Source organism: Microbacterium sp. ISL-103, from assembly GCF_018613995.1.
Taxonomy (GTDB): domain Bacteria; phylum Actinomycetota; class Actinomycetes; order Actinomycetales; family Microbacteriaceae; genus Microbacterium.
This window is the reverse complement of the sequence record NZ_JAGGPD010000331.1, coordinates 1-4904: the sequence shown is the minus strand read 5'-3', so window position 1 is coordinate 4904 and position 4904 is coordinate 1. Positions and strand designations below refer to the sequence as shown.

The 4904-nt window shown below is 66.4% G+C and carries 5 protein-coding genes; 2 read left to right on the top strand and 3 right to left on the bottom strand.

All coding sequences use genetic code 11. From position 1 onward, the window contains the following. Window positions 1–76: 76 nt before the first annotated feature. From J7E68_RS12510 to J7E68_RS12500, 3 genes are all read right to left on the bottom strand, one after another. Window positions 77–343 carry a twin-arginine translocase TatA/TatE family subunit gene (locus tag J7E68_RS12510; RefSeq protein WP_215173042.1) on the bottom strand — a complete coding sequence of 89 codons (267 nt, stop codon included), beginning with the start codon at window positions 341–343 and terminating at the stop codon, window positions 77–79. Between the two features lie 23 nt (window positions 344–366). Next, the gene (locus J7E68_RS12505; RefSeq protein ID WP_215173039.1) at window positions 367–1350 is read right to left on the bottom strand and encodes an intradiol ring-cleavage dioxygenase; all 984 of its coding nucleotides are present in this window, start codon (window positions 1348–1350) and stop codon (window positions 367–369) included. Window positions 1351–1440: 90 nt separating this feature from the next. After that, window positions 1441–2571 (bottom strand): low temperature requirement protein A, encoded by a 1131-nt coding sequence (locus J7E68_RS12500; protein ID WP_215173049.1) that lies wholly within the window; start codon window positions 2569–2571, stop codon window positions 1441–1443. A 352-nt stretch (window positions 2572–2923) separates the two neighbouring features. Here J7E68_RS12500 and J7E68_RS12495 point away from each other — a divergent pair, with 352 nt between their 5' ends. Next, window positions 2924–4456, top strand: a complete 1533-nt coding sequence (locus tag J7E68_RS12495) for a sugar transferase (protein ID WP_215173037.1) — start codon at window positions 2924–2926, stop codon at window positions 4454–4456. 98 nt (window positions 4457–4554) lie between these two features. After that, window positions 4555–4904: DUF1972 domain-containing protein (locus J7E68_RS12490; protein WP_311416825.1), on the top strand; the 350-nt coding region annotated here is incomplete at its 3' end.

Sequence of the window (4904 nt, the reverse complement as noted above, 5' to 3'; positions counted from 1 at the left end):
GCGACGACAGCGGCATTCCCGGTCGAGGGGGCGGGACGCGCGCCTCGACGAGGGCAGGGGCGGGCGCGGTCATGATCTACTCCGCGGCTCGCACGGCGGGCCGAGCGACGTCGTCCGACGCGGCCGCGTCGACGTACGAGCGTGCCTCTCGGGTCGTCACGGGCCGGAGCTCGGAGTCGGTGGCGTCCCCAGGGCGGCCCGTGGGTTCGGCGACCTCGGTCTTGAGGATGCGCATGGACTGGCCGACGCTCTTGGCGAGGGCCGGGAGCTTCGCTGCGCCGAAGATGAGGACGACGATCGCGAGGATGATCAGGGCGTGCCACCCTGTGAGGTTCTGAAGCATGTCTGCTGTCCTTTCGTGAACCGTCAGTGGGACGGCGGCTGGCCGCCACCGCCGGCGCCGCCACCCGAGGGAGCGGATCCGGCCGTGGGTGTGGTCGTGGTGTCGACGGCGACGACGAGCGTGGCGGTGTATCCGCTGCCGGATTCGCCGGTGACGGTGGCCAGCTGCAGAGCGGCCGCATCCTCTCCGAAGACGTTGTCCGAGGCGAGGCTCGTCTGTGACAGGTTCTGGGTCGATCCGTCGTAGCGGGAGTCGGCGTAGACGGTGGCGCAGACGTCTTCGGGAAGCGCCAGCTGAGAGGTGGCGATGGCGTTGGCCGAGTCGGTGATCGAGTCGACGTCGGGATACACCTCGAAATGGATGTGCGGCCATCGCCCCGAGTAGCACCCGGGGAAGATCGATGAGAACGACACCGTGCCGTCGGCATCCGCGACCTGCACTCCCCGCAGATAGTCGACCTCTTCGAGCCCGGAGGAGTACATGGAGTACTCGCCCTGCGCCGTGCAGTGCCAGGCATAGACCGCGACGCCCTCGAAGGGCACGCTGCCGTTCGCGATGTCCAGCACCTGGAACTCGAACGTCAACGGGATTCCGTCGGCTGTGGCCGAGCCGTCGATCGAACGGCGGATGTCCTGCCGCACGATGCCCGACTGCTCGAGCACGTCGGGGCCGTTGGAACCGTCGCCGGGATACGGACCGGCCGTCTCGTCCGGGATCTCTCCCGCCGCGGTCGCCGAATCGGCCCCCGTCGACCCGTCGGTGTCAGTGGTGGCGGTGGAATCGCCGCCGGTCGACCCGCTGGTGCCCGTCGCGGCCGGAGCGCAGGCGGCGAGCACGACTGCTCCCACACCGAGGCCTGCGAGACCGAGCACGCCTCGGCGGGTCACGAGGGTGCGGATGTCGAAGGCGGCGCCCTGGTCGACGACCTCCTCGTCGACGTGGTCGAGCAGACGACCTTCGTAGGTGGGACCCTCGGGGGTCTGGACGGGTTCGGGGATGCGGCTCACGATCGTGCTCCTCTCGGTGTGGACGGGGTGTCGATTCATCCATGGTCACCGAGGAGCCGAGCAGCGAGCTATGCCTCGTCTATGCGAAAGCTATGATCTCGCGTCTCGGGGCGGATGCAGGACGAGGACCACCACCACGGCCGCCAGTACCGCAGCGGAGAAGGCCACCGGCGTCGGCAGGATCGGGTCGAGAAGCACGATGAGGGCGGCGATCGGGACCACGATGTTCACGAGCCGGTCGGCGTTCTCTCGGATCGCGATCCACCAGATTCCGAGCAGGAAGATCGCGATCGGGACGGTCACGGTGAACGAGGCCGCGATGTTGGTCAGATGGCTCTCGCCGGTGAGGACGTCGATCTCGACCTCGATGCCCGCCGAGAAAGCGGCTGCGGCGGCGAAGACGAAGTAGTGCGTGTAGCCGTAGCGCAGTGAGCGACCGAACGAGGTGATCGCACGGTGGTGCGGCGGCCAGAAGTAGATCCACCAGAGCGACGCCGTCACCACGAGTGTGAGGACGGAGATCGAGATGAGGGGAACGAAGGACTCCAGCTCATGGCCGGCGTCGATGATCGCGTTGGCGGATGCGAGGAGGCTCTCGCCCAGCACGATCAGGGTGAAGAGGCCGTATCTCTCGGTGATGTGATGCGGATGCCACGGAGTCTGCCTGCGGTGCTCGGCGAAGACCGGAACGCTGACCTCGATCAGGGCGAACGCGGCGAAGGCGACGATCTGAAGCGGCCCCGACGGGATGAGCAGGAACAGGACCCAGAGCACCTGCACTGCGGCGATCCCGAACGCATACCGGCGCGTGGCGGCGCGCAGCTCCCTCGCTCCGCGCGATGCCCGCAGCCATTGAGCGACCATCGCGACGCGCATCACGATGTAGCCGAGCACGGCGATCGTGAAGTCGCCCTGCTCGAACGCCGTCGGGATGCCCGCGGCGAAGACGAGCACACCGCCCATCTGCACGATCGTGGTGATCCGATACAGCCAGTCGTCGGTGCCGAACGCTGTCGCGAACCAGGTGAAGTTCATCCAGGCCCACCACACCGCGAAGAAGACCATGGCGTAAGAAGTGATGCCGTGCACGAAATCGCCGTGACTCAGCGCGTGATGCAGCTGCGCCGAGGCGATGCTCACGGCGACGACGAAGACGAGATCGAAGAAGAGCTCGAGCGTGCTGGCTGTGCGGTGCGGCTTTGCGGGATCGGGCGGAAGCATGCGGCTGAGGTGGAATCTCGGTGCGGGCGCGGTGGTCACGCGGTCAGAATATCGCCGAGATTCCGGTCAGGAGAGCAGCCACCGGAATATAGGTTCGTCCACTCGCATGAATTATCTTCCGCTGAACGTCTGGTTCCGCTAGAGTGAACGAAGTCTGCAGCGCCTGCTGCCAGCAACGCCGTGTGGGACGGCGATCGCAACCCGTGATGTGGGATCACGGATGCAGCAGGAACCCGAGGGGTCGGGATGCAGACGATGCCATGGACGTGGGGTCCGTGGTCTGGGGAAACACTGGGGAAATCATGGCGCACTGGGGAATTCTGCGTACATACACGGCTCAAGGGGCCTCGGCATGACTTCCGTCGAGGATGCTTTGAGCATCACTCGCACGGGTTCGGTCTTCATGCCGGTCGCCGCACCGCGAGCCGCGAAGTCGGTCACGCATACGGTGGTCACACCGCGCGTGTCCGCAACGCTGGAGCGACGCCGTCAGTGGGAGCGGCGTTATCGGATGCGACTGCGCATCACGGATGCTGGGGTCATCCTGTTCGCAGTCGGAATCACAGCAGCGGTCCAGGTGATGACCGGTGTCGCAGGGGAAGAGGCCCTGCGCAACGGCATTCTGCTGGCCACGCTCTGGTTTCTGATGCTCAGCGCTCTGCATACACGCGATGCAGCGCTGTTCCGTGCCAGCGCCACCGAGTACCGCGGCGTGGCGCACGCCAGTGGGCTGGCGTTCGGGATCATCGCCATGCTCAGTGTCGTGCTGGGCTGGCAGACGATGCAGCTCGTGCTGCTCGTCGGCCTGCCGCTCGGTGTTCTCACACTGCTGGTCACGCGTTGGGCGTGGCGGCACTGGCTGACGGCGCAGCGTGCGCAGGGGCGTTTCGCCTCGCGCACGCTCGTCGTCGGCAACAGAGACGACGTCGAGTACGTCGTGCGCACTCTGCACCCGATCGGCGCCTCCGGGTACCAGGTCGTGGGCGCGACACTGCTCGACGGCAACGCGCGTGACGTCGAAGTCGCCGGTGCGCACTTCCCCGTTCTCGGCAACGTCAACTCCGTCTCGACGGTGGCGGCCGAACTGGGTGCAGACACGATCATCGTCGCGAGCCGTCCCGACGGCGAGCCCGATTTCGTGAAGCACCTCAGCTGGCAGCTCGAAGGCACCGCCGCCGAGCTCGTGCTCTCGAGCCGCCTCACCGATGTCGCCGGCCCCCGCATCTCGTTCGCGCCCGTCGAGGGTCTTCCGCTGATCCAGGTGCAGATCCCCTCGTACGAGGGCGGCCAGCACGTACTCAAGCGCGCACTCGACATCGCCGTCGCGTCCGTCGCTCTGATCCCGATCGCGCTGATCACACCGGTCCTCGCGCTTCTCGTGAAGCTGGACTCGCCGGGTCCGCTGTTCTTCTCGCAGGAGCGGGTGGGTCGCGACGGCCGCACGTTCAAGATCATGAAGTTCCGCTCGATGAAGACGGATGCCGAGCAGCAGCTCGCCGCACTCAAGGAGCAGAACCAGGGCGCAGGACTCCTGTTCAAGATGAAGGACGACCCCCGCGTCACGCGGGTCGGCAGGATCCTGCGCAAGCTGTCGCTCGACGAGCTGCCGCAGTTCTGGAACGTCCTGATCGGCGACATGAGTGTCGTCGGCCCGCGACCGCCGCTGCCCAGCGAGGTCACCGCGTACGACGGCACCGTGTTCCGTCGCCTCTACATCAAGCCCGGAATCACCGGTCTGTGGCAGGTGTCGGGTCGCAGCGACCTCTCGTGGGACGAGAGCGTGCGCCTCGACCTGCGCTACGTCGAGAACTGGTCGGTCATGAACGACCTGCAGATCATGTGGCGCACTGCCAAGGTCATGGTGCAGCCCAGCGGGGCATACTAGTCACAGAACACTGTGGTTCGGTCCGCCGGGGAGGCGGATGCAGAGCCGTGATGCAGTGAAGTGGGTGCGAGAGCATCCGAAATGAGGGGGAAATCACCGTGCCATCAACCGTCCGGATACTTGGCACCCACGGCGTACCTGCCGCGTACGGCGGGTTCGAGACCGCTGCCGAGAACGTCGGCCTGTATCTGCGCGACCAGGGGTGGAACGTCATCGTCTACTGTCAGATCCCCGGGGAGGGGCCGACGACCGTCGACGAATGGAACGGCCTTCAGCGCGTGCTCATCCGCGAACCTCGCGACGGATGGAAGGGCACGTCGGCATTCGATCTGACCTCGACCCGTCACGCGATGCGCGAGCACGTCGACGGAGACGTCTGGCTCACGTTCGGCTACAACACCGGCGTGCTCGACATCGTCCCGCGACTGCGCAGGATCCCGAACGTCAT